This window comes from Paraburkholderia sp. RL17-368-BIF-A, from assembly GCF_046054045.1.
GTDB lineage: Bacteria > Pseudomonadota > Gammaproteobacteria > Burkholderiales > Burkholderiaceae > Paraburkholderia > Paraburkholderia graminis.
Genome location: NZ_JARESN010000015.1, coordinates 50,411 through 75,511, shown reverse-complemented (window position 1 = coordinate 75,511; position 25,101 = coordinate 50,411). Strand labels below are relative to the sequence as shown.

The 25,101-nt window shown below is 59.6% G+C and carries 28 protein-coding genes and 1 tRNA gene; 15 read left to right on the top strand and 14 right to left on the bottom strand.

Annotated features, from left to right (window positions below):
• Positions 1-8 precede the first annotated feature (8 nt).
• From P0D87_RS23625 to tatC, 4 genes are all read left to right on the top strand, one after another.
• The gene (locus tag P0D87_RS23625) at positions 9-374 is read left to right on the top strand and encodes a histidine triad nucleotide-binding protein (protein ID WP_006052293.1); all 366 of its coding nucleotides are present in this window, start codon (positions 9-11) and stop codon (positions 372-374) included.
• A 274-nt stretch (positions 375-648) separates the two neighbouring features.
• Positions 649-891: a Sec-independent protein translocase subunit TatA gene (tatA, locus tag P0D87_RS23620; RefSeq protein WP_006052294.1), complete on the top strand. Its 243-nt coding sequence runs from the start codon at positions 649-651 to the stop codon at positions 889-891.
• A gap of 39 nt (positions 892-930) precedes the next feature.
• On the top strand, positions 931-1,458 hold the full coding sequence (gene tatB / locus P0D87_RS23615) for a Sec-independent protein translocase protein TatB (protein WP_006052295.1): 528 nt from the start codon (positions 931-933) through the stop codon (positions 1,456-1,458).
• Between the two features lie 34 nt (positions 1,459-1,492).
• The gene (gene tatC, locus P0D87_RS23610; RefSeq protein ID WP_053858804.1) at positions 1,493-2,272 is read left to right on the top strand and encodes a twin-arginine translocase subunit TatC; all 780 of its coding nucleotides are present in this window, start codon (positions 1,493-1,495) and stop codon (positions 2,270-2,272) included.
• 142 nt (positions 2,273-2,414) lie between these two features.
• On the opposite strand, the gene P0D87_RS23605 is transcribed toward tatC, so the two are convergent.
• Positions 2,415-3,629, bottom strand: a complete 1,215-nt coding sequence (locus tag P0D87_RS23605; protein ID WP_029971284.1) for a Do family serine endopeptidase — start codon at positions 3,627-3,629, stop codon at positions 2,415-2,417.
• Between the two features lie 19 nt (positions 3,630-3,648).
• On the opposite strand from P0D87_RS23605, the gene P0D87_RS23600 reads away from it, so the two are divergent.
• The 8 genes from P0D87_RS23600 to P0D87_RS23565 all read left to right on the top strand — a co-directional run bounded on the left by P0D87_RS23600 (position 3,649) and on the right by P0D87_RS23565 (position 9,756).
• Positions 3,649-4,395, top strand: a complete 747-nt coding sequence (locus P0D87_RS23600; RefSeq protein WP_006052298.1) for a Nif3-like dinuclear metal center hexameric protein — start codon at positions 3,649-3,651, stop codon at positions 4,393-4,395.
• 230 nt (positions 4,396-4,625) lie between these two features.
• Positions 4,626-5,246 (top strand): ubiquinol-cytochrome c reductase iron-sulfur subunit, encoded by a 621-nt coding sequence (petA, locus tag P0D87_RS23595; RefSeq protein WP_029971285.1) that lies wholly within the window; start codon positions 4,626-4,628, stop codon positions 5,244-5,246.
• Positions 5,246-6,625: a cytochrome b gene (locus P0D87_RS23590; RefSeq protein WP_006052300.1), complete on the top strand. Its 1,380-nt coding sequence runs from the start codon at positions 5,246-5,248 to the stop codon at positions 6,623-6,625. The genes petA and P0D87_RS23590 overlap by 1 nt, the downstream gene beginning before the upstream one ends.
• 23 nt (positions 6,626-6,648) lie before the next feature.
• Positions 6,649-7,404 (top strand): cytochrome c1, encoded by a 756-nt coding sequence (locus P0D87_RS23585; protein ID WP_029971286.1) that lies wholly within the window; start codon positions 6,649-6,651, stop codon positions 7,402-7,404.
• A gap of 96 nt (positions 7,405-7,500) precedes the next feature.
• Positions 7,501-8,112, top strand: a complete 612-nt coding sequence (locus P0D87_RS23580; RefSeq protein WP_006052302.1) for a glutathione S-transferase N-terminal domain-containing protein — start codon at positions 7,501-7,503, stop codon at positions 8,110-8,112.
• 70 nt (positions 8,113-8,182) lie between these two features.
• Positions 8,183-8,731 carry a ClpXP protease specificity-enhancing factor gene (locus P0D87_RS23575; RefSeq protein ID WP_053858803.1) on the top strand — a complete coding sequence of 183 codons (549 nt, stop codon included), beginning with the start codon at positions 8,183-8,185 and terminating at the stop codon, positions 8,729-8,731.
• 19 nt (positions 8,732-8,750) lie between these two features.
• Positions 8,751-8,826, top strand: a tRNA-Thr gene (locus P0D87_RS23570).
• Positions 8,827-8,898: 72 nt separating this feature from the next.
• A complete protein-coding gene (locus tag P0D87_RS23565) occupies positions 8,899-9,756 on the top strand; it encodes a GIY-YIG nuclease family protein (RefSeq protein ID WP_408637066.1) in 858 nt (285 codons plus the stop codon).
• A gap of 3 nt (positions 9,757-9,759) precedes the next feature.
• Here P0D87_RS23565 and P0D87_RS23560 read toward each other — a convergent pair whose 3' ends face one another.
• From P0D87_RS23560 to P0D87_RS23510, 11 genes are all read right to left on the bottom strand, one after another.
• Positions 9,760-10,935: a DNA cytosine methyltransferase gene (locus P0D87_RS23560; protein ID WP_408637065.1), complete on the bottom strand. Its 1,176-nt coding sequence runs from the start codon at positions 10,933-10,935 to the stop codon at positions 9,760-9,762.
• A 54-nt stretch (positions 10,936-10,989) separates the two neighbouring features.
• Positions 10,990-11,400, bottom strand: coding sequence for a very short patch repair endonuclease (locus tag P0D87_RS23555; protein ID WP_408637064.1), 411 nt, complete (start codon positions 11,398-11,400; stop codon positions 10,990-10,992).
• Positions 11,401-11,428: 28 nt separating this feature from the next.
• Positions 11,429-12,493 (bottom strand): tyrosine-type recombinase/integrase, encoded by a 1,065-nt coding sequence (locus P0D87_RS23550; RefSeq protein ID WP_408637063.1) that lies wholly within the window; start codon positions 12,491-12,493, stop codon positions 11,429-11,431.
• Positions 12,450-12,659, bottom strand: a complete 210-nt coding sequence (locus tag P0D87_RS23545) for a DUF4224 domain-containing protein (RefSeq protein ID WP_408637062.1) — start codon at positions 12,657-12,659, stop codon at positions 12,450-12,452. The genes P0D87_RS23550 and P0D87_RS23545 overlap by 44 nt, the downstream gene beginning before the upstream one ends.
• Positions 12,660-12,661: 2 nt before the next feature.
• Complete coding sequence (locus tag P0D87_RS23540; protein ID WP_408637060.1) at positions 12,662-13,441, bottom strand: rolling circle replication-associated protein; 780 nt, start codon at positions 13,439-13,441, stop codon at positions 12,662-12,664.
• A 632-nt stretch (positions 13,442-14,073) separates the two neighbouring features.
• The gene (locus P0D87_RS23535; protein WP_408637059.1) at positions 14,074-15,222 is read right to left on the bottom strand and encodes a type II secretion system protein GspD; all 1,149 of its coding nucleotides are present in this window, start codon (positions 15,220-15,222) and stop codon (positions 14,074-14,076) included.
• 191 nt (positions 15,223-15,413) lie between these two features.
• Positions 15,414-16,529: a zonular occludens toxin domain-containing protein gene (locus P0D87_RS23530; protein ID WP_408637058.1), complete on the bottom strand. Its 1,116-nt coding sequence runs from the start codon at positions 16,527-16,529 to the stop codon at positions 15,414-15,416.
• 3 nt (positions 16,530-16,532) lie between these two features.
• Positions 16,533-16,826 (bottom strand): DUF2523 family protein, encoded by a 294-nt coding sequence (locus P0D87_RS23525; protein ID WP_408637057.1) that lies wholly within the window; start codon positions 16,824-16,826, stop codon positions 16,533-16,535.
• Between the two features lie 8 nt (positions 16,827-16,834).
• Positions 16,835-17,884 (bottom strand): hypothetical protein, encoded by a 1,050-nt coding sequence (locus tag P0D87_RS23520; RefSeq protein ID WP_408637056.1) that lies wholly within the window; start codon positions 17,882-17,884, stop codon positions 16,835-16,837.
• 809 nt (positions 17,885-18,693) lie between these two features.
• Positions 18,694-18,933, bottom strand: a complete 240-nt coding sequence (locus P0D87_RS23515; RefSeq protein ID WP_408637055.1) for a hypothetical protein — start codon at positions 18,931-18,933, stop codon at positions 18,694-18,696.
• Between the two features lie 345 nt (positions 18,934-19,278).
• The gene (locus tag P0D87_RS23510; protein ID WP_408637054.1) at positions 19,279-19,593 is read right to left on the bottom strand and encodes a cellulose synthase; all 315 of its coding nucleotides are present in this window, start codon (positions 19,591-19,593) and stop codon (positions 19,279-19,281) included.
• A 267-nt stretch (positions 19,594-19,860) separates the two neighbouring features.
• On the opposite strand from P0D87_RS23510, the gene P0D87_RS23505 reads away from it, so the two are divergent.
• Together P0D87_RS23505 and P0D87_RS23500 are read left to right on the top strand one after the other, a co-directional pair.
• On the top strand, positions 19,861-20,451 hold the full coding sequence (locus P0D87_RS23505) for a hypothetical protein (protein ID WP_408637053.1): 591 nt from the start codon (positions 19,861-19,863) through the stop codon (positions 20,449-20,451).
• A 628-nt stretch (positions 20,452-21,079) separates the two neighbouring features.
• Positions 21,080-22,207 (top strand): methyltransferase, encoded by a 1,128-nt coding sequence (locus P0D87_RS23500; RefSeq protein WP_006052304.1) that lies wholly within the window; start codon positions 21,080-21,082, stop codon positions 22,205-22,207.
• A 291-nt stretch (positions 22,208-22,498) separates the two neighbouring features.
• On the opposite strand, the gene P0D87_RS23495 is transcribed toward P0D87_RS23500, so the two are convergent.
• Positions 22,499-23,791, bottom strand: a complete 1,293-nt coding sequence (locus P0D87_RS23495) for a TIGR03862 family flavoprotein (RefSeq protein ID WP_053858802.1) — start codon at positions 23,789-23,791, stop codon at positions 22,499-22,501.
• A 413-nt stretch (positions 23,792-24,204) separates the two neighbouring features.
• On the opposite strand from P0D87_RS23495, the gene P0D87_RS23490 reads away from it, so the two are divergent.
• The gene (locus P0D87_RS23490) at positions 24,205-24,414 is read left to right on the top strand and encodes a DUF1059 domain-containing protein (protein ID WP_053859095.1); all 210 of its coding nucleotides are present in this window, start codon (positions 24,205-24,207) and stop codon (positions 24,412-24,414) included.
• Between the two features lie 152 nt (positions 24,415-24,566).
• Here P0D87_RS23490 and P0D87_RS23485 read toward each other — a convergent pair whose 3' ends face one another.
• A complete protein-coding gene (locus P0D87_RS23485) occupies positions 24,567-24,887 on the bottom strand; it encodes a type II toxin-antitoxin system HicA family toxin (protein WP_006052307.1) in 321 nt (106 codons plus the stop codon).
• Positions 24,888-25,101 lie beyond the last annotated feature (214 nt).

Here is a 25,101-nt window from a genome sequence, read left to right as displayed (position 1 = left end):
GGAATACGATGAGTCACGACCCGAATTGCCTCTTCTGCAAGATCGCCGCCGGCGAGATCCCGTCGACCAAAGTCCATGAAGACGAAGAGTTTCTTGCCTTCCGCGACATCCGTCCGGCGGCCGAAACGCATGTGCTGGTCATTCCGCGCAAGCACATCGCCACGCTTACGGACTGCACCGAAAGCGATGCGCCCATGCTTGGTAGAATGCTTGTTTTGACCGCGCGTTTGGCCGATCAGTTGGGCGTGGCGTACACCGGTGGCGAAACCGGCTTCCGCACGGTCATCAATACCGGCCCGGGCGGCGGGCAAGAGGTGTATCACCTGCACGCGCACATTCTGGCGGGGCCGCGTCCGTGGCAGCGCATGGGTTAATGGGCCTGGCGCAGCCTGGCTTGGCCGGGCCGCGGAGACGTTGCCGGGTGCATAGCATTTTTGCCTCGCTGTTTTTGCCGCGCTGTAATTTTGGCGACGCGATTCTCTGGCCACAATACGGGCGAGGTCCGGCGTGCGAGGTCCTGGCGAAACAGCGGCACGCGCGGCAACGCTGCTGTAACGTATAGATGAAGCGCAAGCGCTTCGATTCACGCCGCAAGGCAGACGAGTTTTTGCCGCATTACGTGCGGCGTCGGGGTTAAGGAGAGTAGTCATGGGTTCGTTGAGTATTTGGCATTGGTTGATCGTGTTGCTGATCGTGGCGCTCGTGTTCGGCACGAAGAAGCTGCGCAACATCGGCGGCGATCTGGGTGGCGCTGTGAAGGGCTTCAAGGAAGGCATGCGCGAGAACGAAACGCCTTCGGCGGACGCGCAGCAGCAGCGCGAACTGCCGCGCAACGGCGCGGTGGATGTGGAAGCCAAGGAAAAGACCCCGCGTTCGGGCGATTACCGCTAAGCCGCGGGCCAACCGCGTTACTGACGGACATTTCCCTCCATGCTGGACCTCGGTCTAACCAAGATGGCGCTCATCGGCGTCGTCGCACTGGTCGTGCTCGGCCCTGAGCGGCTGCCGCGCGTCGCCCGCACGGCGGGCGCGCTGTTCGGCCGCGCGCAGCGCTACATCAACGACGTCAAGTCGGAAGTCACGCGGGAAATCGAACTCGACGAATTGCGTCGCATGAAAACCGAGTTCGAGACGGCGGCGAGCAACGTCGAAACGGCCGTTCAGGAAAACCTGCGCAAGCATGAGAGCGAACTGAACGACGCGTGGAACAGCGGGACGTCCGTGTCGCCGAGCATCGCCGGCGGGGCGCTCGAAGACGCCGGCAATGCCGGCAGCACTTCGTGGCAGAACAGCACGCCCGCCGCGGCGGCCAAGCGCAAGAACTGGCGCGTCAAGCAAACGGCAATGCCCACCTGGTACAAGCGCGCCACCACGCGCCGCACGCGTGTGCAGTCTGGCGCGGCACGCGTCGCGCGGCATACGCCTGCCAGCATGCGTCGTCCGACGCGGTTTTTCTGATGATCAGAACGACAATCTCTAACCGAGGGCCGGTGTGAGCGACCCCCAGAAAAGCCAGGACGAAGGCACTGAAGAGACCTTCATTTCCCACCTCGTTGAATTGCGCGACCGCATCATCCGCGCGGGCCTTGCCGTCATCGTGGTGTTTGTCGGACTCGTGTATTGGGCGCCGGACATCTTCCGGCTGCTGGCGCGCCCGCTGATGCAGAACCTGCCCAAAGACGGCAAGATGATCGTGACCGACGTCACCGGCTCGTTCTTCGTGCCGATGAAAGTGACCATGCTGGTCGCTTTCGTGATCGCGCTGCCTATCGTGCTGTATCAGATCTGGGCGTTCGTCGCGCCGGGTCTTTATCAGCATGAGAAGAAGCTGGTCGGGCCGCTCGTCGGCAGCAGCTATACGCTGTTTCTCTGCGGCATGGCGTTCGCGTATTTCGTTGTGTTTCCCACCATCTTTCGCGTGATGGCGCATTACAACGCGCCGCTCGGCGCGGAGATGACGACGGACATCGACAATTACCTGAGCTTCGTGCTGACCATGTTCATTGCGTTCGGCGTGACGTTCGAAGTGCCGATCGTCGTCGTGCTGCTCGTGCGCATGAACGTGGTGACGCTGAAGAAGCTGAAGGAAATCCGGCCGTATGTGATCGTCGGCGCGTTCGTGATTTCGGCCGTGGTCACGCCGCCGGACGTCTTCTCGCAGCTGATTCTGGCCATTCCGCTGGTCGTGCTGTACGAGGCGGGGATCATCGCGGCGCGGTTGATTGTCGGCAAGCAGCCGGCGGTGGTCGAGGACGCGAGTCCGCCGGGCTGATGCAATGCACGCCGCGTGGCGCGGCTGCAACGCGTAAGCAAACAAAGCAAAAGGGCAGTCCGCAACGGGCTGCCCTTTTTTCGTTCTACGCGTTCTACCAGCGGATTCGGCACGGGCGCTACTACCCGCACACCGCTTGCGCTCAACCGCCTTCGTCGTCCTGCTGCTCGCTGTCGTCGGCGGGCTGTTTCGGCGGAGGCGGCCGCTTGCCGATGACCACGTCGACATCCAGCTCGCGGTTCTTGCGCACCAGATGCACCTTGGCGGCCGTGCCCGGCTTGATCTGCGCGATCACGTTCAGCAGGCGCGTGGTGTCGGTGATTTCCTGACCGTTGACGCTCATCAGAATGTCGCCTGGCTTGATTCCCGCGCGGTCCGCGGGACCGTTCTTCAGCACGCCCGCGACGATTGCGCCTGACTTCTGGTCGAGCCCGAACGACTCGGCGATTTCCGGCGTCACGTCTTGCGGCTCGACGCCGATCCAGCCGCGCGTGACCGAACCCGTCGTGATGATGCTTTCGAGCACGCTGCGCGCAGTCGACACCGGAATCGCGAAGCCGATGCCGAGCGAGCCGCCCGAGCGCGAGTAAATAGCGGTGTTGATGCCGAGCAGATTGCCGTTCACGTCGACGAGCGCGCCACCCGAGTTGCCGGGATTGATCGCCGCATCGGTCTGGATGAAGTTTTCGAACGTATTGATGCCGAGGTGATTGCGGCCGAGCGCGCTGACAATGCCCATGGTGACCGTCTGCCCGACGCCGAACGGATTGCCGATGGCCAGCACCACGTCGCCCACGCGCGTCTGCTCCATGCGGCCGAGCGTGATGGTGGGCAGGTTGGTCATGTTGACCTTGAGCACGGCCAGATCCGTTTCCGGATCGATGCCGATCACCTTGGCGTTCGTGGTGCGTCCGTCGGCGAGCGCGATTTCAATCTGATCCGCACCGTCGACGACGTGCTGGTTCGTTAGAATGTACCCTTCCGAACTCACGATCACTCCGGAGCCCAGGTTCGCGGCCGGTTGTTCGCGCTGCCTGCGATTGTTCTTGTCGCCGAAGAAGTAGCGGAACAGCGGGTCTTTCGCGCGCGGGTCCGGCGGCAGTGAGCCATCTTTGCTGGAAAAGACGTTTACGACCGCGGGCATGGCCTTTTGCGCGGCGTCGGCATAAGACGCCGTTGCGGGCCCGCTGCCCATGCCAGGCGCGACTTCGCGCAGTGCGACGATCGGTTCGGCAAGTTGCTTGCCGAATTGCCCTTGACGCTGAAGCCACTGCGGTTTGAGGGTCGCGATGATGAACATCAGCGCCAACAGCACAGTCACCGCTTGGGCAAAGAACAGCCAGAAGCGTCTAAGCATCTGAAGACTAGAGGTTTATATGGATCGGATCGAACTTGAATTGTACTTGAACAATCTCCTTGAAACCGCGCGGTTCAAGGACTATTGCCCGAACGGTCTGCAAGTCGAGGGGCGCCGCAAGATCGGCAAACTCGCGACCGGCGTGACCGCGTCAGTTGCGTTTCTCGAAGCCGCGCTCGATTGGGGCGCGGACGCCGTGCTGGTCCATCACGGCTACTTCTGGCGCAACGAGGCGCCGCAGATCACCGGCCGCAAATACGGGCGCCTGAAGCTGCTGCTCGCCAACGACCTGAACTTGTTCGCCTATCACCTGCCGCTCGACGACCATCCCGAGTTCGGCAACAACGCGCAGATCGGTGCGAAGATGGGCTGGATCAGCGACGCGCGCTTCGGCGAGAACGACCTCGGCTGGCTCGCCACGTTTGCGATGCCGATCACGCTCGCGCACTTCACCGCCGAGATCGAGCAGACGCTCGGCCGCACGCCGCTCGTGTTCGGCGACCCGGATCGCAGTCTGCGCCGCGTCGCGTGGTGCACGGGCGCCGCGCAAGGCATGTTCGACGCGGCGATCAACGCCGGCGCCGACGTCTATCTGACGGGCGAGGTGTCGGAGTCGGTCATGCACACGTCGGCGGAAAGCGGCGTAGCGTTTCTCGCGGCCGGCCATCATGCGACCGAGCGCTTCGGCGTGCAGGCGGTGGGCAAGCATCTGTCGGAGCAGTTCGACATCGAGCATCTCTTTATCGATATTCCGAATCCCGTTTGAGTCGTTGAAATATCAAATGGGCATTAGCGAAGCAAAAGGCACGAATAACGGAGGGGGCACTTAAAAGCTGCTGCAAAAAAGTTTGTGATGCGTACGGAGAAACCCTGAGTTATCAAGGGCTTCGCACGGTTTTTGGCAATCGGCCCTTGTAAATGGCGACTCCATTCGAGCAAACTAGCGGCGGTAGAAGCGACGTGAAGGAAAAATCCAACTCAGAAGTGGGGCGTGTAATGCGAGACAAGGAAGATGAACGCGTCGACGGCAGCCGCCGTACCTGGCTGATAGCGACGACCGTAGCAGGTGGCATTGGAGGCGTTGCCACTGTCGTACCCTTTGTTAGTTCGTTTGCACCATCTGAAAAGGCCAAGGCAGCAGGAGCCCCGGTCGAAGTCGACATCAGCGATCTCAAGCCCGGCGACATGAAGACCGTGGCCTGGCGCGGCAAGCCCGTGTGGATCATCAACCGCACCGAGAAGATGCTCGCCGACGTCAAGAAGGCCGATAACGAAGTCGCCGATCCCGCGAGCAAGAATCCCTTTTCGTTGCCGCTGCCGGAGTACTGCAACAACGAATTCCGTTCACGCGCCGACCACAAGAACGTTTTTGTCGCCGTCGCCGTGTGCACCCATCTGGGCTGCACGCCGACGCCGCGCTTCCAGGAGGGCGCGCAGCCCAATCTTCCGGACGACTGGCCTGGCGGCTTCCTGTGCCCGTGCCACGGCTCGACCTATGACATGGCCGGCCGCGTCTTCAAGAACAAACCTGCGCCGCAGAACCTCGACATCCCGCCTTATATGTTCACGTCGGCCAATGGGCTCGTGATCGGCAAGGACGAGAAAGGAGAAGCGTAATGGCGATCGAACACGAAGTGGAGACGACCGGGCTCGTCGGCTGGATCGACCGGCGCTTTCCGTTCACGTCCACCTGGAAGAAGCACGTCTCCGAATACTACGCACCGAAGAACTTCAACTTCTGGTACTTCTTCGGCTCGCTCGCGCTGCTCGTGCTGGTGAACCAGATCGTCACCGGCATCTTCCTCACGATGAACTACAAGCCCGACGCGACGCTCGCGTTCGGCTCGGTCGAGTACATCATGCGCGAGGTGCCGTGGGGCTGGCTGATCCGCTACATGCACTCAACGGGCGCGTCGATGTTCTTCGTCGTCGTGTATCTGCATATGTTCCGCGGGCTGATGTACGGCTCGTATCGCAAGCCGCGCGAGCTCGTGTGGATCTTCGGCTGCGCGATCTTTCTGTGCCTGATGGCCGAGGCGTTTTTCGGCTACCTGCTGCCGTGGGGCCAGATGTCGTTCTGGGGCGCGCAGGTGATCGTGAACCTGTTCTCGGCGATTCCGTTCATCGGGCCGGACCTGTCGCTGTGGATTCGCGGCGACTACGTGGTGTCGGATGTGACGCTGAACCGCTTCTTCGCGTTTCACGTGATCGCGATTCCGCTGGTGCTGCTCGGGCTGGTCGTCGCGCATCTGGTCGCGCTGCACGAAGTCGGCTCGAACAACCCTGACGGCATCGAGATCAAGGCGAAGAAGGACCCGGATGGCATTCCGCTCGACGGCATTCCGTTCCACCCGTATTACTCGGTGCACGATTTCTACGGCGTGTGCATCTTCCTGATGATCTTCGCGGCGATCATCTTCTTCGCGCCTGAAATGGGCGGCTACTTCCTCGAAGCGAACAACTTCGTGCCGGCCAACCCGCTGCAGACACCGCCGGAAATCGCGCCGGTCTGGTACTTCACGGCCTTCTACGCGATGCTGCGCGCCACGACCGATCCGTTCAAGATCGTCCTGATGATCGTCATTGCGCTGCTCGGCCTGCTCGCGCTGGTGCGCGCGCGCGGCAAGTGGAAGCTCGGCTTGCCGGTGCTCGCCGTGCTCGTGATTCTGGCCATGGCGTTCACCGAATCGAAGTTCTGGGGCGTCGTGGTGATGGGCGGCGCGGTGGTTTCGCTGTTCTTCCTGCCTTGGCTCGACCGCTCGCCGGTGAAGTCGATCCGTTACCGGCCGTTCTTCCACAAGGTGTTCTACGGGATTTTCGTGCTCGCTTTCCTGACGTTGGCGTTCCTCGGCACCAAACCGCCGTCGCCGGTCGCTACGTTGATTGCGCAGGTGTGCGCGCTGATCTACTTCGCGTTTTTCCTCGGCATGCCGTTCTGGACGCGGCTTGGCACGTTCAGGCAGCCGCCTGAGCGCGTGCGCTACAAGCCCCACTAATCGAGAGCGAGGAGAACACGAAGATGAAAAAACTGCTTTCGACGTGCGCGCTGATCGGCGCGACACTGCTCGCGGTGCTGAGCGGCCCGGCGTATGCGGACGAGAATGTTCATCTCGACCGCGCGCCGGATAACGCAGACAATTTCGCTTCTTTGCAGCACGGCGCGCAATTGTTTGTAAACTACTGCCTGAATTGCCACAGCGCGAACCTGATGCGCTACAACCGGCTGACCGACCTCGGCATCGCGCCGAGCGAAATCCAGTCGAACCTGCTTTTCACCACCGACAAAATCGGCAACACGATGACCGTGGCCATGCGCCCGGACGACGCGAAAGCGTGGTTCGGCGCGAGTCCGCCGGATTTGTCGGTGGAAGCGCGGGCGCGCGGCAAGGACTGGCTGTACACGTATCTGCGCAGTTTTTATCGCGACAATACGCGGCCGACCGGCTGGAATAATCTGGTGTATGAAAACGTGAGCATGCCTCACGTGCTGTGGCAGCTTCAGGGGCAACGTACTGCGAAATTCGGTGACGAAGTCGACGAAAAAACGGGCGAGACGGTGCACAAATTTGTGGGCTTCCAGCAGGTCACGCCGGGGACGATGTCGCCGGTAGATTATGATTCTGCTGTGGCCGACCTTGTGTCGTATATGTCCTGGATGTCCGAGCCGACTCAGAAAACCCGCAAGCAGCTTGGCGTGTGGGTGCTGCTGTTCCTCGGTATTCTGAGCTTTTTCGCCTGGCGACTGAACGCCGCGTACTGGAAACATATCAAATAATCACGCCGCTATACGGCGTGGGGCCGGCGCCAGGAAAAACCTGCTGAACGGTTTTTCCGCGCGCTGGCCTTTCAGCTTTTTGAGGAAACGTAAATCATGATGGTTCTGTATTCCGGCACAACTTGCCCGTTCTCCCAGCGCTGCCGGCTGGTGTTGTTCGAAAAGGGCATGGACTTCGAGATCCGCGACGTCGACCTGTTTAACAAGCCGGAAGACATCGCCGTGATGAATCCGTATGGTCAAGTGCCGATTCTCGTCGAACGGGACCTGATTCTGTACGAATCGAACATCATCAACGAGTATATCGACGAGCGCTTCCCGCACCCGCAGCTCATGCCGGCCGATCCGGTCCAGCGTGCGCGCGCGCGCCTGTTCCTGCTGAACTTCGAGAAAGAGCTGTTCGTCCACGTCGGCACGCTCGAGAACGAAAAGGGCAAGGCTGCGGAGAAGAACCACGAGAAGGCGCGCCTCGCGATTCGCGACCGTCTGACGCAACTCGCGCCGATCTTCCTGAAGAACAAGTACATGCTCGGCGAAGAGTTTTCGATGCTTGACGTCGCCATTGCGCCGCTCTTGTGGCGTCTGGATCACTACGGCATCGAACTGTCGAAGAACGCGGCGCCGCTCATGAAGTACGCCGAGCGCATTTTCAGCCGTCCGGCTTATATCGAGGCGCTGACGCCGTCGGAAAAGGTGATGCGTCGTTGAGTTTGGCTTTGGGCAAGGGCGCCGCGCGGCCACGCGCGCGCGGTGCCCGCGCCCGGTAAGAGGACTGCTGATGCAAGAGATTTCCACCAAGCCTTATCTGTTGCGCGCGCTGTACGAATGGTGCACGGATAACGGCTACACGCCGCACATTGCAGTGCGCGTCGACAATCAGACGCGTGTGCCGCGGCAGTTTGTGCGCGACAACGAGATCGTGTTGAACATCAGCTTCGAGGCCACGAGCCAACTGCAGATGGGCAACGAGTGGGTCGAGTTCAGCGCCCGTTTCTCCGGCAAGTCGCACAAGATCGAAGTGCCTATCGCCAATATCCTCGCCATCTACGCGCGCGAAAACGGGCAGGGCATGGCGTTCCCGGTCGAGTCGACAGGCGGCGAGGCGCAGGATTCGGGCGCCGACGCCGAAACGGTCGAGCCGTCCACCGCGCCGAGTGCGCCGAGTGCGCCGAATGCGCCGAGCGTGTCGAGCGCGCCGCGTGCGGTCAACAAGGCGCCAGCAGCAGAGGATGCCGCCGCCAAAGCCGAGCGCGCGCCGCAGGGCGATCAGCCCGACGACGACGGCTCGAAAGGTGGCGGGAGGGCTCGCCTCAAGATCGTAAAATGAAGTAGAATCACGGCCTCATGCCGGCTTAGCTCATCAGGTAGAGCGCTTGACTTGTAATCATGAGGTGGCGGGTTCGAGTCCTGCAGCCGGCACCAATACCCATGCGGGTTCCAGAGATGGGACCCGCTTTTTTTGGGTCTACAAATCGCGGGCTGTTCTACAAACAGATGGAAACCAAACCAGAACAAGAGGAAATTGAGTTCCCGGAGGACGCTGAGTCTCCTGCCGCGGCCAAGGCCTCGGCGGGCAAACCGAAGCGCAAGTCGAGCCCAAAGCCGGCTGCAGCGCCGGCCAAATCGACCTCCAACGCAGCGTTCGAAACGAGGGAGCTGCGAGCCGAATTATCGAAATTTCACCGGAGCACGCCGATACCTGGCTATGAGAAGTCTGTGGGCAGCGTGAAATACGGTGTCTATGCCTTCTACGACTACGACGACGAACCGATCTATGTCGGCCAGACCCGTGAGTCGCTGAGCCAGCGCATCTCAAGGCATTTAACGAACCAGCGTTCGGACGCTGTCGCGATGAACGTGCTGGACCCTTTCGAGGTCCGCAAGATCGTCGTATACCCGCTGACCGAATATCAGGGCGTCAAGGCGAAGAAAGGTGACCCTAAATTTGGGGAAGCGCAGGCAGCACTGAACTCGCTCGAATACACGGTCTATAAGCAAGCGATTGAGAAATCGAAATTCAAGGCGATTCTCAACGAGAAGCAGCCCGTAGAGGCCCCCATTTTCGACCCGCTTCCGAAGCCATACGAAGCGACAATCGTGAGCGACGAAGTGATGAAGCTCCGGGGACACCCTGATACCCGCATTGCACGTCGGGCATCAACAATCGCTCGACTATCACAAGTAATTGCGGAACGTGAAGTTCAGGGCGGGTTACGTCGGTCACTGGTGACTCAGGCGAAGCGTCTGGTCGCGTTGGCGCAAGACCGAGCGGACGCGTTGCACGCGGAGCCCGAAGTCGGTCCGAGCGACAGGGACGAGACCGACAACGAGCTACCTGCCGCTGACTCGTGAGATTTAGGCAGCGACCGCTTGCGCACCGTCGAACGCTACTTCGTTAAACTCGAGGATTGGCTCGAGGATATGCTCGGCGAGATGCCTCACGACGGGGACGGCCACCCCGTCGCCCGCAACGTGATACGCGTCGTTATATCGCGCAGGGATCAAGTAAGTATCATCGAGCCCCATGAGCCGCATGGCTTCGCGAGGCGACAACAGGCGCGATCTTACCGAGTTGCCGTGAACAATTAGGACAGTCTGTCGCGACGATCCCCCTCCGGGCGTCCGCAGACACCCAGCGACGTCGTCGAAGCGCACTTCGGCTCGCTGCTGCTTGACACCGTTCTCGTCTGTCCGCATGCGTCTGTAAACAGTGCCAACAGCGGGAGTCCCGGAACGCATTACGGCCGAGACTTTGGCTAAGTTGACAGGAGACATCATGTCGAGAAGCCGCTGAGTCTCAGCTGCCGTATGCCACTCAACACCAGTCGGTTCGCCTTCAATCACGTCCGCGAGCTGCAGCTCACGCCGTGGCGGCTGCGGAAGATTCCACCAGATCCATTTCCGACGAGCCTCGGCACTCAAACCGGTATAGGCCTCTTGTAATGCCGGCGGATGCCACGCATCCAACGGGCCGCCTGCTTGCAGATCCTCGGGGATGTCCAGATCTCGACGGACGGCTAGCCAGAATACTCGTACTCGGGACTGCGGCAAAAAATCCTTGGCGTCTACGACAAGTGCACCATAGCGGTAGTCCTGACCCGAAAGGGCAGAGACGATATGTGCGAAGTCTTTGCCCCCGTGCGACCGCAAGGCACCATAGACGTTCTCAAGTACGATCAGCTTCGGTCCGCGCTCCTCGGCACCTAGCTGCCTCATTAGCTGCCAGAACGGCCAAAACGTGCCGGATCTTGTCTTTGCTTTGGTCCTCGTTTCATAGCCGAGACCTGCACCATTGCCGGCTAATGATAAATCTTGGCAGGGAAACGACGCCCAAGCCAAGTCTGCCTCTCCGGCAAGCTGATCAACCGTGACATCGTGGATGTCGCACACTGAAAGGTGTTCGCGCCCCCAATTGGCAGCATACGTTGCGCCCTTCATCGCATCGATATCGTTCGCGAAAAGGCATGTCCAGTCCGGTCCGAGCCCGGCACGCGCCATTCCACCACCAGCGAAAAACTCGTAGAAATTCATCGTTTAATCCTTTGCCGGTATTGTAATCAATGCCTGCAACTGGCGGGCACCGCATCATCGCTCGTCCAGGAAACTTTGTAGCCTGGACCCCAACGCAGTCTCATCCCGCATCTCACAAGTCCAAATGACCAACACCTTCCACCCGTCTCCGGCAAGTTTGGCGATCGCATCCGCATCGCGCGCAACCGTCCGCTCGAACTTCGGTCGCCAATAAGCGAGCTTGCTAGCCGGCATTGACGCGTCTTTACACCCAGCGTGGCGGTGCCAAAAACACCCGTGAACAAAAATTACTTTCCGCCTGCCACGAAAGACTATGTCTGGCCGGCCCGGCAAATCTTTGACATGAAGGCGATAACGATACCCGAGGCCGAACAGTAACCGGCGAACTCTGAGTTCGGGCGCGGTGTCCGCTGCACGAACCCTCTGCATCGTCTTACGCCGCTGTTCCGGTGTCAGATTGTCCATAAACCTTCTCGCGATGACCACGCTCATGTTACCTGGTCGGCGTGACCCGAGCGCCTCTCTTTCGAACGTAATGTTCTGTCATCGCCACACTCCCATGTCCCAACAATGCTTGCGCCTCCCGGATGCTTCCCGACAATTCCTTGTCCGTGCCGGCCTTCGCTCGTAGGTCTCGGAACTGGAAGTCCGTCTTCGTGATTCCTGCGGCCTCGCGGGCGCGATTAAACCGGAAACGGAGGCCGTCTTTGCCCAATGGCCGGCCATGCTCGTCAACCACCAATCGGGTGGAGTGCACCTTGTGGGTTACCTTCCTGAGTCGGATTCTTTCAAGAAGAACGGCGAGTTCGCCAACAACCTCGATACGGATTTGAGCCTGCGTTTTGTTCTGTCGCACTTCGAGCACGCCATCGCGAACGTCACGCTCATCAAATTTCAGCACGTCCGCCGGCCTCTGACCAGTTAAGTAAGCGAGGTCCATCGCATCTCGCAATGGCACATCGGCTTTCTCCCACAAGGACTGGTACAAGCGGTCATCGATATAGGTGTCTCGCCCCGTCTCCTTATGCTTCCGCACGCCCGCACATGGATTTGGGCGATCTGTCGCACCCCACTCACGCGCCTTGTTGAAGATGTGTGAGAACAGTGCGATCTCGCGGTTGCCTGCCACCGGATAGTCCTTTCTCCAATCTAAGTATTTCCGTACATGGATAGGTTTTATCTCGTCCAGCGGAGCCGGTGGATTATCGAAAAACGAGTAAAGCCGCCCGAGTTGGATCATGTTCGTCTGCTGTGTGGCGGGAGCTTTGCTCGGCATGACCTCTTTCACATAGCGCTCCGCAACGTGGCGGAACGTCATCATCGCAAGCGGGGTTCTGTTGCCCTGTTCGAAGTCGGCATACAACCGGAGAGCCTCGACAAAATCACCGCCGAGGCGCTTCCAAATGCGTGGTTTTCCGCCCATGTCATAGTAGTAATAAGCGTTCCCCCGTGCCGTGCGCTTAAGCCGCATCCTCGGCGGCAGATGCAAGTTTTTGGTTGGTTTTCGCCCCATCTCATTGAGCCCCGAGGATGCTTGGACTCCAGCCGGATGCAGCACGCACAGCCTTACCACCCTCAACAGCGGTACGCGTGACGACTGGTCGGCCACAAGCATTAACAAAAAACGGAAGTCCCATGCGACGCAACGCTTCCACCTGTTTCGATTTCAGCTTTCGGCCCGTAAGCACTACTAATTCTTGGTTCGAAAGAAACGTATCGCTCATTGTTAGATCTCACGGGTTGATAGCCAAAAGCAGCCAAGCTCTTGATTCCAGTACGTCTGGCATCGGTCCAACGACGAACCCACTGAGAGTGCAGCATCGAAAGCCGTTCTGAGGGCTTCTGCCGGATCATCCGACAAGAGATGCGCAATCGCATGCTGTTCAGGCACCGGAATCCCGCGACTCGTCCAATATCGCTTCTCGTTCAGCGCATGCTCGGAAAAGTCCTTAGTAATGTATTTCCCAATGTAAGACGCCAGCTTGTGACGTAGGCCCTTCTCCCTGAAGGGATTCCGCACATCGATATTCCCGTTATCCTGTCCAACGATGCCGCGCCAGATCGACCGAAGCACGCGGTAGTTCTGGCGACCTTTCACCGCAATATGCAAGTGCCACGCACCACGCTTTTGACGTTCAGCCACGGCGACATAGTGAAAGTCTTGAACCTTCCCAAGCCGCCGCCGCAGAGCGTCGAAATCCTTCTTCAGCCTTGCCTTGTCGACCATGTTCTCTCTATAGGTCAACGTGATCATTCGGTCAGCGCCGATCGCCTTGCACCGCAGCCGCACTTGCTGTTTAGCGCGTTTCGCCGCGTCGATAAGGTTCTGGTCGGTGTTTTCAGATTCACCCCGCTTGGCACGGGGCATCAGACTTAACCCTTGGGCACGCATGTACCGATCAAAGCGCGTAGCCGTTACTTCGACCTGGCCGTCACCAAAATTTCGGCCACGAACTATCCATTCCCGGCGAAAAGCCGAGAAATTTCCTATACTGTCGTCGTGCATTGCAAATAGCCCTTGTAATGCTGTTGTACGAGCCTCGAACCGTTGCCGCGGTCGAGGCTTTTTTATTGGCACCTGCTAGAAACATCAAACTGCACACTCACTTCCCGCGACGATGTGCGGGCCTCCGCCGATGCTGCCTTCGAATCGGTAGGCTCACCGGCCCCAGAAGCGCCACCGGCCTCCTACGTCGTCTAACGATAAACCTTCGCCCATCCTTCACCTGTGATACCAGCTTATAAAAGCTGCTTTTCGCTGCTGCGGCACTGATCAACTTCGGCCGCCACCTACTGACAAACCTCTTCGCTAACTTCGAGGCGAAACTCTCGCGCATAGCCTTGGCTCTTTCCGTTAAGTGTCCCTGATATAAATCTAGGCGCGCTTCGCGCGCCCGGCTGTCCTCGCTATTCGCTGCGGGCAGGCGGTCGCGCGAAGCACTCCCTTGCCACCCAAACTCTCAACCGCGTGTTCGGCATGGGTTGCGCCGCCCCTTGGTCGTCACAACCCATCCCTAGAGCGTGCGGTGGTGCAGCCTGAGTCAAGGCCACGCCGCTGCGCGGTCGGCTTCGCCGAGCCTTGACTCATGCGCAGACGGCAGCAGCTGCGATCGCGCTACAGGGCGTCTTGTCGGCACATCAAATTTTGGATACCTGCAAAACCAAGACAATGTCAGAGCTGCCGCGGACGGCATTTATTCCGTCCATGAACGAGGGAAGCCAGCGGATTCCGCTCCTTACCGTCGAGTCCTTACCCTGGCTCAGCCCGCCCATCACCACAACCTCGCCATCTCGTAGCGTCATACTCGTCTCCGACTTTCGCGTGTTTTTCGTCGGCGAGTTGTTGACCCCGGTGCTCGTTCTCTGAAAGTCGGATATTTCGACGGTCACGTCGGTGTCGATCACGTCATCCTTCACGGTCGGCAATACATCGAAAATCACGCCGGCATCTTCATACGCGACAGACTGGACTGGCGAACCGTTCGATGCCGGGTAGGAAACCGACCCGACCACCGGCACAGACTGACCAACATTAAGCCGACCGTGCTTTCCGGACGCAACGCGGAGATTGGGAGACGTTACAACGTGAAACCTGCTATCTGAGTCGAGCGCGGCTATCGCGGCATCTAGGAAGCCTGTGTGAATCCGAAGCGCGTTCGCATTTTGATCCACAGTACCCGCTCCGAGTGTGATGCCTAGTCGCCCTCCCAATATGCTTGCCGCCAATTGGAAGCCGGTTGTCTTGTCGTTCTCCGTCGAAACTTCATACACCCAAGCACGTATCGCAACTTCGCCAGGTTTGGTGTCTACCTGCGGAAGCACCGACTTGAGCACCGCGATTTCGTTTTCCGTACCGGAAAAAACCATTGTGTCAGACGACTGATCGATCATTGCCGCAGCCGACGTAAGCGGTGCATCTGAGTGAGCCCTTGATCCAGCAGGAGCGGCTATTGATCGATTCATCGTAAATTGCCCTGAAACCAGAGGCTGAACAAGCCGTGCGAGATAGTCCGCGGTGCGGTACTTGGGCGTGTACACAAACACCTGCTTTTTGGGGCTTTTAACGTCGTCATCTTTGCGCTTGAATACATAATCAACGCCGGCTTTTGTGACCACTGCGAACCCCAGCGAGTTAAGGAAGTCCGCCATCCCCTCGCGTATATCCCCTTTCGTTCTGTCGAATCGGAAAGACACCACGCGTGTATCTGCAAGCACTTCAGGCGCTATCACATACTGACCTTCAAGCATGTCCGCATAGATCAGGTCGATGACCTGGGCGACGTTCACGAATCTCAGATCGACAGTTTTTGCATTCCCCAGCTTTATAGGAGCCAACGTTGGCGAAGGTGTCAAACCAACTTGCCCTGACGCCGCCATCGCGCTTGGCAACGGCGGTAGTCCAGCTATCGATGTTGAAGCGCCCACTTCGGACGCCACCGAGCCGCAGGAGCAGCAAAGCACTAGAACCGCCGTAAGTCTCACTTGTTCACTCCACCCGTGCCTGCAGCCGATGACCCAAGAGGGACCGGCTCAACAGTTGGCTTGCTACCGGAAAACGTGGACACACGTTCGCCGTCAATCGTCCCCACTCGTACAATTCCCGCGTTCTGAAACATTGACGGACTCTCAACTCGCAACCGCCCGGTGCCGTCTGTGACTACGACCCATGCTCGTCCTGGCCCGCTATAGCTTCCAGCGATTCGCCACTTTTCCGAGAAACCTTTCGACGTTGCACCGGATGGACCACCGTCGGCAGACGATACAGCTGCGCCAGAAGTTGAAACGGGTGTTGACGACGTTGCCGTCGACTCAGCCACGCTCGCGGCCCGATGGAAGAACGACCACAAGAAGCGCACCGACGCGAACGCCATCAATAACAGGAACGTCGCGACGAGCCAGAGCCGTTTGTTCGCCAGCACGTTCTGCCGTTTGTCCACGACGGCCTCACTGCCGCCGACGCCCGCATAGCTTTTGTAGAGCGGAAACACCTCCTTGCTGTATTTGCGCACGTAAGTGCCGACACGCGTCTTGGCATTCTGCTTCCAGCCCTCGTACTGCTCGACCCGATAACCTGACGAAAGGCCAAGCGACTTTAGCTTGTGCATCCGAAACGAAAGCTCGACGACTTCCTTGAGCTTGCGATGCAAATCACCGATGCCTTGAATCATGAGCACTACGTCGCACGCAACGCCTGTTGTCGCATGTGTGAAGTGCCGATGCATGCGAAAAAACGCCATGTGCTCGTCGGATAGTTTCTTGTCGGAAGACCACAGTTTCCATGCCTCGTCTACCACGAGAAGATCGCCTGGTTGAACAAAACCGGGTGTCACAGTCGCGCCACTCGCCGACTCCGTCTCAACCGGAAAGAATGCGGGTACGGTGATATCGGTGGTTCGCACATGAACGACTGCACCGAATCTTTTCCGCTCACCTCTCCCTTTGGCTTCGAGATAGTCGTGAATCTTCGACTCGTTGATTCCATCGATATTGGTCACGACTCGCCGACCACTGGCGACCGCGTCGAGCAGCGGGCCTTGCACGACTTCGTATGATTTTCCCGAACCCATGACACCGCAATAAGCGTTGATTGCCACGGTTCATCCTATGATCGGCAAGCGCCGAATAATGAAGCGCGTTACGTAGGCCGAAAGTACCAACGGAGCGCCATAGTTAAACGCGCAAAGATCGAGGAAATACCAAACGTCATTACCAACCGACCCAAATGCACCGGCGAGTGACGCTGCAGACGGCAACAGATGCGAAGACTGAAGCAGGGAGACCGTTTCAGTCACGAAGAAATACAGAGCGAAATACAGAAAGAATTTTGCGATCACCGAACGCAAGATAAAGCCAAGTACAACATTGGCCGCCGAAACGAGGATGCCAAACATGTGACTCCTTACGCTCGCAAAACAACGATCAATGCAGCCAAGGTAAACATCGCCGCGAATGCCGCATAAATGGTCGTTCGATTCGCTTCAGCGAGATCGCATTGCGCGGACATCGTGTACGAACGACCAAGCACAGTGAACGTTGGTTGCGGGCATGCCGAGCTATGGGCTGGCACTGTCCACCCCTTCAGATCGGGAAAAAGGTTCAGCACAGGCGAGAGGATCATAGAAATGGTTGGCGTCTGTTCCAACGATGGTGCTTGCACGGATGGGTCCGTTCCAAGGTCGACTGAAACCTTGTTGACCACATTCACATTCGGCGTATTCACAACATTCACGTCGTTGCCCGGAGTGGCTACCGGACTACTGCTCGAAATGGGCGGCAACGGGTTGTTGCCGGGCTGGACAGTAGGACTGATGTTGACCATCGACGTACCCGGGTCGGACGCGGGCCTGAACAAATCGCCAACGTTAGGCACAACGGTCGGATTCGCCTGCACCCACGGCTGCACGTCTTCATAGCCGATCGGCTGAGACGCCGAGTACGGCAGCCCCTGATACCACGGCTGCTGAGCCGCCTGCTGCCATGTTTGATTAGTCAAGGCTGCCAGCGTATTCGCATCTAGCGGTTGATCGAGCGATGCTTGTGTGAGCTGCGGGTAAATCGTCGACAAGTCATTACCGAGGACGGGTGCAACTCCTTTGCCTGCTGTCCACCACGTCACCGGAAAATTGCTCGTTTCTGTAACTGTGCGACGCGAATCATCGGGGTTCAGCTCGACATGGCTGATCGTACGGCTCTCCATCAACGTCTGGCTATTGCCATTAGCGTTCGCTTGCCACCATAGGGTCACACTCTGAACGCCGGAGCACGCGTTAACGTTCGGAGGGTCGCCCACAACCCCGCTGTTGCAGTTGTACTTCTGTTCATAGAAGTCGAGCGACTGAACCATGCCAAGATTGGCCGCCACCAGGGCCAGCGAACCCGCGTTGCGCACGAAATTCAAGCCAGTGGTCGGAAGAGGAGGGTAGATCGCACACGTCGAATCGTTCGCCATGCATGCGTTCGTTCGGTACACCTGCATTCCAATCGAAGCGCCGTAGTTGAACGGGGTCTGCATCACACCCGATGCAGGCAGCGTTACTTGATACGCGGGGCCCGTATATGTGGGCAATGCTGGTACAGGCTGCTGAGCAGTTACCGTTGCGCCGTCAGATGACCGAGAGAGCGTTACGGCCCCTGCGTACAGGGCACTACCCGCAGCGAGAATGCCGAGCCCTGCGGCAACCGTTAACCAAACTGGCGCGCCTGCGAAACCGAGTCCTACGGCAGCGCCCGTGCTGACGACATTAAGTCCGGTTGAAACCTGACTCATCCCTGTGAGCGTCGCGGCTATGCGTGGATCGTTCGCAGCGAATCCGCGAGACATCGCGACTCGCGAAATGATTGCGGCCTCTGCGCGATTTATGACGAGATTTTCAGCTGGCGCAAGCAACGCTTGTGCGGACGCGCTTTGTTGCCCCAGCAGTGCGACTATGGTTATTGCGAAAGCTGCCTGTTTGAGCGCTCGGTTTGCGGCAACAGCCCGCTTTGGAGCGAAAGAGTCGATGTCAGCAGGACGAACTATCACAGCCGAATCCAGAAGTAGATCCAGGCCGCAGCTTGTAGCAGCGCTACAACGACACACGAGCATATCGTTGCGGTTACAGCAGTCATAGCTACCCCCTCGCAAATCCGGTTATCACAGCCCATGCGCACAGCATCCCGAAAGCGAACATCAGCAAATACCAAGCGCTGTTTGAATCCATGCCGTTCCCCGATAAAACGGGGGCCGCGGCCCCCGCACTTCAAAGCGCGCGTAACCGATTAAGCACCGCGGACCATGCCGATCAAAATCTTCGCGCCCTTGATGCCGACGTACACCGTGATCAGCGTCGCCGCAACAGCCAGTACACCCGTCGTCACCGTCGAAAAATCGATGCCACTCGTCAATGTCGAGAAGTCCGGCGCAGCGGTAGCTGCGTGAGCCTCCGCCGCAGCAACACCCATTGCGATCAGCGATGCACGTGCGGCCATCTTGTTCAGTTGCTTCTGCTTTTCTTTCATTTCTATGCCTTCTAAAAAGCGGTCTCACCCGCGAACAAAAGTTAGGCGCGTCGCAAGAAATTGACGATCGCGCCCGCTCCGTGGCTCACCAGCCATAACGAAATAGCCGTGGTGAAGGCCACACCCCAAAACCCAGCCGCTGCCGTGTAGTCGAACGGCTGAGCTATCGAGTCGATGTATCCCGCGCTACTAGGCGAGAGTAGATAAACCTGCTGCTGTTGGAGACGGAAGACCTGACCGTTCACAGATGGACATGCCTGCTGATCCAGTGCCGTCGTTTGATCGGATGCCGAGCCCGGCGCACACACGAGCACGGTTTGAAGAGACCCGGCAGCCATGTTCTGCCTACGCCGCTTTGGCGTCAGGCTTAGGTTGAGCTCGCACATTTCCGTACGGTATGAGCGACACAATTCGGGGCACGAGGCGACCAGCGTCCTGCCCATTACCTTGCGCGAGAGCAAACTCAGCGAGGTACTCGCCGGCAGAACGGTCGGCCAACGCTTCGGGTAGGTTGATGACACCGACGACGACGTTTTGCACGCCGTCGACCGTCTGTTCCAGAATGCATTGCGCTTCGCGAATCGTGTAAGGCCGTTGCGTTTTTTGGGACACGCCGCTGCGGGTGTTGATCGACAGAATCGTAAGTTTTTGTTTCGACATGATTTTGGGTTCCCTTTGCTAGAATTAGATGGAACTAAGTCAATAGCATTAAATAAATTCAATCGACTGTATTGCAGTCGATTGAATTTATAACAACCTGGAGGGATCATGTCAAGGAGTTTGGAAGATCGTCTGAGAATTGTTCTAAGTGCGGCTACGACTGACGCGGATGCTTACGGTCGGTGGAAGCGGCTCGAAAGCTTGACAAGCATTTCCGCCGCACGATGGAAGAATGTGAACTCGGGTACGCAACGTCCTGCGCCCGACATGATCGAGGCGCTCGCCCGGTTGATGCCGCAGTACGCGTTCTGGCTGTCGACGGGGCTTACCGACCCGAAATACGGGCATGTAGCACCGGAAAACGAGGGGTTCCCTGATCGCGGCGAGGAACAGCCGGCGAGCACGCGCTATTTCAAAGAATCTGTCAGCGCGCGAGACGCTGCCTATGCAGCGCTGGACGCGTGGATACAAGAGAAGTTTGGAATCGACGATCCAATCGAAGCCGAGCTGAGCAAGGCTGACCGTCTACTCCGAGCCATGCCAAAACTGACCAACGAGGAAAATGGTGCTCTTAACCAAGCGATGGCCCGTGTCCGCACGTCCGAAGAGATCCGGCGCGCAGAAATCGACATGCACGACGACATGCCAGAGATGGACTACGACGAAACAGAAACGGTCCTCCGGTCGATTAAGCGCGCGATGTCCAAGCTCGCAGAACGCGCCTCTGCGCACACAATGGGCGAGGAGTTTGAGTCGGTCCAGCGCAAAATCGCCCACATTGACGAGATGATCGTTCGGCATCGACGCGCGAGCGCGACTCTCGGGCAGAAGAATGACGATCGTGACACCGCGAAATAAACCCGCCAGCGGACCTGGGCAGTTGAACGCCCTCGGGACCATGCCTGCCAATGAAGCAAGGGACCTTGTCGACATAGTGCTGTGGGGATTTGGTGATCCAGTCTATTGGCTGCGCGAGATCGAAGTGGAGCAAATCGTTCATTGCTTACGCAGTCGGCCCGACGTCGACTGCATACCGATCCGCGACGCATTAGAGAACTGTGCCGATTACATCAAGTCCCGACCCCGCCCACGCGAATGACCGATCTACAAAACTTAACGGCCACCATCAACTAAGGGGCATTCAGGTACTTTTCGCAAGCAGGTTAGTAGAATAGAATTCGCGCCAACCCGTTGATTTGTCTAGATCACCGCAAAGCCTTGTAATCATGAGGTGGCGGGTTCGAGTCCTGCAGCCGGCACCAGTTGTGCGAAACGGGGTTTCTGTTCAGTCAGGAACCCCGTTTTTTATTGGCCAATCGGCGCTTTGTCACCGGCTTCGGAACGGGTCGAGGTGAGCGCGGGTGAGGGCTAAAATTGCCATATCTCTTTCACCTTGTCGATAGTGGACAAAACTGTCTACATTCGATGAGGTCTCGCCACCCGCCGCGCGCCGCGACGCGCCTTTCGCAAAACGACCCACTTCATCATGAACAGCCCTGCAAGCATCACCTGGCCGGAAGCCGACGGCCCCCGCACCGCACGTTGGCGCTCCGAAGCGGCGGTGCCGCCGCCGAAACGCGTGATCGTCGCCGACGACCGGACCACCGCGGACTCGGCCTACCGGCTCGCCTGTGAAGGCACCGCGCTGTTGTGGAACGGCGACTTTCAGAACGCGCGCCAATTGCTGCAGGCGGTCACGCGGCGGCTCGAGCGCAAACCGCGCAAGCAGGGTGAGACGCCGCTCGACGCGTTTAATCTGCATCGGCAGACGCAGTCGCAGCGCGCGCGCACGCTCGGCATGATCCTGATTCCGCTCAACGCCGAGTACGCGATTCCGCTGCGCCGCGCGCCCGACGTGCGGCAGGCGTGCATCGAAACGTACGGCCCGCCGACCGATGAGGCGTCGGTCGTGTCGCTGCGCGAGCTGCTCGGCATGATCGGCGCGCACGAGTGGCGCAAGAAGGGCGTGGAGATTCCCGCGCTCGGTGACCGGATTCATCCGCATTACGGCGTCTTTTCGCCGGTGCGCGGTGAATATGTGGATCTCGTCGCGCGCACGCCGTTGCCTTCGCTGAACAAGGCGTTCGACGTTGGCACGGGAACGGGCGTGCTGGCGGCGCTGCTCGCGAAACGCGGCGTGAAGAAGATCGTCGCGACCGACCAGGACCCGCGAGCGCTTGCATGCGCGCGCGAGAATCTGGCGCGGCTCGGATACGAGCAGCAAGTCGATGTGGTGCAAGCCGATCTGTTTCCGGAAGGGCGCGCGCCACTCGTCGTGTGCAATCCGCCGTGGGTGCCGGCGCGGCCCGCTTCGCCGATCGAATACGCGGTCTACGATCCGGACAGCCGCATGCTGCTCGGTTTCCTCAAGGGCTTGTCGGAACATCTGTCACCGGGCGGGGAGGGCTGGCTGATTCTGTCGGATTTTGCCGAGCATCTCGGGTTGCGCACGCGCGACTGGTTGCTTGCCGCGATCGCGGATGCGGGGCTGACGGTGGTGGCGCGCGAGGATATTCGTCCGCGGCATCCCAAGTCGACCGACGAGAGTGACCCGCTGCACAAGGCGCGGGCGGCGGAGATGACGTCGCTTTGGCGACTCAAGGCGCGGGGTTGACGATTGCTTGAGGGCGCGGGCTTAGAGGCGCAGTTTGGGGCGGTGGCGGCCGTTTGGCCTATCAGTCGCCTCAATGTCCGACGCCCGACGCCCGACGCCCGACGCCCAACGCCCGACGCCCGACGCCCGACGCCCAACGCCCGACGCCCAACGCCCGACGCCCAACGCCCAACGCCCAACGCCCAACGCCCAACGCCCAACGCCCGTTGGGCTCTACTCCTGCGGAGCGCCCGCCATTCGGCCGGGCTTCCGCACTCTTCGCCACCGCGGCACTCAGCCGTGCCACACACCTCACGACAACCTGTCCCGCGCTCCAACAAACGCCGCTGCCCCACGCCCCGCCACCAGCCCGCTCGCGAAGCAGGCCGTCAGCAGATAACCGCCCGTCGGCGCTTCCCAATCCAGCATTTCCCCGGCGCAGAAAACGCCCGGCAAACTTTCGATCATCAGATGCCGATCCAGCGCCTCGAACGGAATGCCGCCGGCGCTGCTGATCGCTTCCGCAATTGGCCGTGCGCGCAACAGCCGCACCGGCAGCGCCTTGATTGCGTGCGCGAGACGGGTTGAATCGGCGAAAACGTCCTTCGGCAGAATTTCGTGCAGCAGGGCCAGTTTTACACCGCTAATGCCGACCCGTCCCTGTAGATGGCTCGACATCGAACGTGAGCCGCGCGGCCTCGTCACTTCCGCGATCACCCGCTCGAGAGCCAAGCCTGGCGCCAGGTCCAGCGAGATCGTGAGTTCACCGCCAGCGAGAATCCGCTCGCGAATCGGCGCCGAAAGCGCATAGATCAGACTGCCTTCGAGGCCCGTTTCGGTCAGAAGTATTTCACCTTGTCGATTGTGGACTTTTCCGTCTACATCGGTCAGTGAAATGGCCACGGACTTCACCGGCTGACCGGCGAAACGCTCGCGCAGATAAGGGCTCCAGTCGGCGTCGAAGCCGCAGTTCGCGGGTTGCAGAGGGCGCACATCGACGCCTTGCGAGGTGATGAACGGCACCCACGCCGCGTCGGAGCCGAGCCGCGGCCAGCTTGCACCGCCCAGTGCCAGCACGACGGCGTCGCTGTCGACGAGCCGTTCGCCGTCAGGCGTCTCGAACCGCAAGCGGGCCGCCGCGTGCGCGGACGCGCTGGCTACACCGCCCGTTTGCGAGCCGTTCCAGCCGCTCCACTTGTGCCGCATGTGAAAGCGCACACCGCTTTCCTTCAACCGATGCAGCCACGCACGCAGCATCGGCGCGGCTTTCATGTCGGTTGGGAACACACGCCCCGAACTGCCGACGAACGTCTCGACGCCAAGATCATGCAGCCAGGCGCGCAACGCGTCGGGACCGAACGCGTCGAAGAGCGGCGCGATCCACGGGCGGCGCGCGCCATAGCGATCGAGAAACGGCTCGAGCGGCTCCGAATGCGTGATGTTCATGCCGCCTTTGCCCGCCATCAGGAATTTGCGGCCGACGGAGGGCATCGCGTCGTAGACGTCGACCTGCACGCCTTCCAGGCAAAGCGCCTCGGCGGCCATCAAGCCGGCGGGTCCGCCGCCGATCACGGCGACCCGGGCGGAATCGAATGAAGATGACATGCGGGCCTGTGGAGAGGGGAAAAGGCGGCGCGCCGCCGCTGTAACTCACGGCTGAAGCCGAACGGCCGCGCAAAGCGCTGACTAGAAAATCAAGCTGCCGTGTCCGCGCTGCGAAGGGCGCTATTTTCACATTGCACGCGGGCCGGAGCAAACGCGTGCACCGCCGCCACGGACGCCAGAACGCTACATTTCGGCGCGTCGATACCGCAGCGCATGCCGGCGCGCCGCTTTGTTATTCAGCATCGCGAACTATAATTTTTGGACACCTTCCATCGGGCGCAATTCGCGTCGTTCCCGCGTCGATTCCACTGATCTTCGTTGCCGCACCGCATGCCGTGGCGTGACGGGTGAGCTGCGGGTTCGCGCCTTACGGCCCGCGTGGAGGTTCACATATGTCGATCAAGGAGACTGCCATGACCCGCCATTACATCGACTGCCGCGAGTTCCCGAGCGAAATGAACTGCACGGTCGCGCTATCGGCCGATAACGAGAACGAATTGCTCGACGCGGCCGTACAGCACGCCGTCAGCGTGCACAAACATGCGGACTCACCGGAATTGCGCTCGCAACTGAGGACGCTCTTTCATGAAGGCACGCCGCCGGTAGAGGCGCCGCGCATGTGAATCGCGGATTCGAGCGTCGGATCTGAAGTCAGGCACGAGAGAACGAAGCGCCGACTCGCGGCAGAGGCGAGCGGCGCTTTGGCCGCTCGCGCGAGTCGCGGCGTGGAACGCGCGTCGTCTGCACACGCGCTGCACGCGCGATTCACGAGCTTTCAGCTCGGATAAGCCTCGTCGACCTTGAGCCCGGCCAGCTTGAAGATCACGCGCAGCGTTTGTGGTTTGATGTCGCGCCGCGAAGCGAGCGTCGTCATCACGAAGTCCAGCACTTTCGCGTACTTGAGAAGCGTCAGGCATGTTTCCATGTCGACGCTGCCGTCGCGCATCACTTCAGCGAGGCGAAGCATTTCCGTCGAGATGTCGCGCGCCATCTCCAGTTCGAGCTGCTGTTTCTCCGTCCAGGCGGGCATGGCGGTGAGCTTCGCCATCATTTCCTGGAACTTCTGTTCGACGTTTCCGTTGGGTACCGTATCCATTGCTGCCTCTTCTATTGTCCGGGCGCGCGTCCAGTTGAGCTCGCGGCGCGCCGTCGGTTACGTAACGTTCGGCCCGTGTTACCGGACCGTCCTCCCCACATGCATTTGGGCCATGCGTTCGTGACGACGGCCGACAGCTTGTTGTTATAGGCACCACGGCTTATGCCTTTGGGACCACGGCGGCGCTGAACGGTTCTGCGAGAATCCGCGTCAG